Genomic DNA, 2,956 nt, shown 5'->3' on the forward strand with positions numbered 1-2,956 from the left:
GGGGATATAGCCACATTGTCAGCGCTTGCTCCCAGGAGCACTCCTTCGGGCCTACTTGAAGGAAGCGTGCTGACGGAACAGGGCCGCGCCTTCCATCAGAGCTGCCGGAACATCCTGGGGGCCCTGGAGGAGGCGCGCGACTCGGCCCGGAACGCCCGGCAGCTCCGGGGGCGCATCCGGGTGAGCACGGGCGGCTACTACGCCGAAACGGTCCTGGCGCCCCTGCTCGGCGAGTTCGCCGCCCTCCACCCGGGCATCTCCGCGTCCGCACCGCTCCCCCGTCTGGGGATTAGAGAGCGGGCACCGGCCAGCCGGCGGGATAGCTGAGGTACGCCGTCCCGGCCGAGGCCTGGAGCCAGAGCGGCTCGAACTGGGAGCGCAGGTAGGTGCGCTGGACGGCGGCGTCGGTGGAGGCCGCGGGATCGTTGAGGATCGGATTGCCGGACGCGTCGAAGCCCACCAGCACCATCAGGTGGCCGGCGCTCGAGCTGATGGGCGCCCCGGTGAGCTGCCCGCTGCCCCAGGAGATGCTGAGGATGGCGGGGACACCCGCGGAGATCCACGGCTCGAGCTGGGCCAGGCTGGTGAAGCGCGTCACGTGGGACTGGAGCCCCTGGGTGGCCGCATAGGCGGTGTTGAAGGGCCAGTTGCCATGGCCCCGGAAGATCCAGTCATAGACGCCGCTGACGGCCGCGCGCACGTGCGGCTCACAGGCGCTGGTGGTGTCCCCCGCCCAGTAGCGCAGCACCATGGACGTGGACGTGGGGCTGCACCAGACCTGGCCGCCATCCGAGTAGACCATCTGCGAGCACTCGGGGACGGCGAGCACCTGGTTCCAGTGGGCCGGGTTGCCCGCGGAGACCACCGCGTTCTTGTCCGGCGAGGTGGAGAGGGCCACGGAGCTGGCGCGCACGCGCGGCACGGCGATGCCATCCGCGCTGAAGAGCCGCACCTTCACCTGGAAGGCCGTGGCCGCCGACTTCTTGTTGGAGATGACCAGCGTGTCGATGCCCACGTAGCCGTGGGTGTCCGACTGCGAGCCCGCCGAGTGCCGGCGCACCGTCGAGTAGTCCGCGGCCCACACGCCCAGGTTGTACCACTTCGTCCATACGCCCCCGACGAGGGCGCGCATCTGCGTCTCCACCCAGGTGCCGGTGGGCGTCTCGGCCTCCCAGGAGGGCACGGCCTCGCGGAAGCCGAAGCCGGAGTTCATGACGGGGCTGATGGCCTCGCCGACGCGGAAGCTGCCCCCGTTGTAGAAGTTGCCGCCGCTGTAGGCACCGGCCGCGTAGGGATCCGTCCCGGCCACGGCCGTCTGGGGATCCACCTGGAGCGAGCCATCCGCCGCCAGGGCCACACCGCTGCGTTGCCACGAGGAGAAACCACCCTGGCTCGCCTTCCAGCGCGCGAAGCCACTCTGGCCCGCCAGCGCTGGAGAGACCCACGTGAGCGTGACGAGCACCGCGATCACGGCCGTCTTGAAGTTCCGCATGAACCGCCTCCTGACTTCGGGGGGTTCTTCTTTTACGCGTTTTCCAAGAAATCGCCAGAACAGCCGTGAGCGAGTGTCAGGTCAGTCGAGCAGCTGCATGAGATCCGCCCGAGTGATGGCCGCGGCCCCGGAAGCGCCTCCGAGCGCGGACTCGAAGAGAGCGCGCTTCTTCTCCTGCAGGGTGAGGATCTTCTCCTCCACCGTGCCCTGGGACACCATCCGGTACACCATCACCGGCTGCTGCTGGCCGATGCGGTGCGCGCGATCCGCGGCCTGCGCCTCCACGGACGGGTTCCACCACGGGTCCACGAGGAAGACGTGGTCCGCCGCCGTGAGATTGAGCCCCGTGGCGCCCGCCTTGAGCGAGATGAGCATCACGGGCGGGCCCTTCGGATCCTGGAACGACGCGGCCACTGCACCGCGGTTGGCCGTGCCACCGTCCAACCGGATGAACCCGATGCCCGCCTCGCGCAACGCCGGCTCGATGAGATCCAACATGGACGTCCACTGCGAGAAGACGAGCGCCTTGTGCCCCTCCCCCACCGCCGTGTCGAGCGCCTCGAGCAGGGCCTGCACCTTGGAGGAGGTCTGCGCCTGCTGCCCCGGCACGAGCGCCGGGTGACACGCCGCCTGACGCAGCCGCAGCAGCGCCTCCAGCGCCTTCAGCACGCTGCCACCCTCCTCCAGCTGCGACACCACCTCCTCGCGCGTGGCGGCGTACACCGCGTCATAGACGGCGCGCTCCCGCTCGTTGAGGGTGACGTGCAGCACGGACTCGGTGCGCGGCGGGAGCTCGGGCGCCACGTCCCGCTTGAGCCTGCGCAACACGAAGGGACGGATGCGCGCGCGCAACAGCTCGGCCGCGCCCTTCTGGTTGTCCGACACGGGCCGGGCCCACCGCTCGTCGAACTCCTTGCGCCCCCCGAGCAACCCCTGGTTGGTGAAGTGCATCAGGCTCCACAGCTCCTCGAGCCTGTTCTCGATGGGCGTGCCGCTCAGGGCCACCCGGAAGTTGGCTTGCAGCCCGTACGCCGCGCGAGCCACCTGGCTGTCCGGGTTCTTGATGGCCTGGGCCTCGTCCAGCACCACCGTGTCCCACGTCTTCGCCCCGAGCACCGCCGCGTCCAGGCGCATCAGCGCATAGGTGGTGATCGTCACGTCGGCCGTCTCGTCCAGCGTGCGGCCGGGGCCGTGGTAGACGGAGACCTTCAGCGAGGGACGGAAGCGCTTCACCTCCGCCACCCAGTTGGGGAGCACGCTCGTGGGCGCCACCACCAGCGTCCCCGGCCCCAGCACACAGATGGTCTGCAGCGTCTTGCCGAGACCCATGTCGTCCGCGAGCACGCCACCGAGGCCCGCCTGCCGCAGGAAGGTCAGCCAGCTGATGCCCTGGAGCTGGTAGGGGCGCGGCGTCGCGGTGAGGTCCTTCGGGAGCTGCACGTCCGGCAGCTTCTCGAAGCCCTG

Annotated in this window: 3 protein-coding genes; 1 reads left to right on the plus strand and 2 read right to left on the minus strand. The window is 69.9% G+C overall.

Annotated features, from left to right (window positions below):
• The first annotated feature begins 66 nt into the window (after positions 1-66).
• Entirely contained in the window at positions 67-327 is a 261-nt protein-coding gene (locus Q664_RS10955; RefSeq protein WP_043393257.1) for a LysR family transcriptional regulator, read from the plus strand.
• Here the strand turns inward: Q664_RS10955 and Q664_RS10960 are convergent.
• Both Q664_RS10960 and Q664_RS10965 read right to left on the minus strand, forming a co-directional pair.
• A complete protein-coding gene (locus Q664_RS10960; RefSeq protein ID WP_052517949.1) occupies positions 290-1,492 on the minus strand; it encodes a peptidase C39 family protein in 1,203 nt (400 codons plus the stop codon). The two genes, Q664_RS10955 and Q664_RS10960, sit on opposite strands and share 38 nt — an antisense overlap.
• 81 nt (positions 1,493-1,573) lie before the next feature.
• On the minus strand, positions 1,574-2,956 hold a 1,383-nt coding region (locus tag Q664_RS10965; protein ID WP_043393259.1), incomplete at its 5' end, for a DEAD/DEAH box helicase.

The sequence above is a fragment of the Archangium violaceum Cb vi76 genome (assembly GCF_000733295.1).
GTDB lineage: Bacteria > Myxococcota > Myxococcia > Myxococcales > Myxococcaceae > Archangium > Archangium violaceum.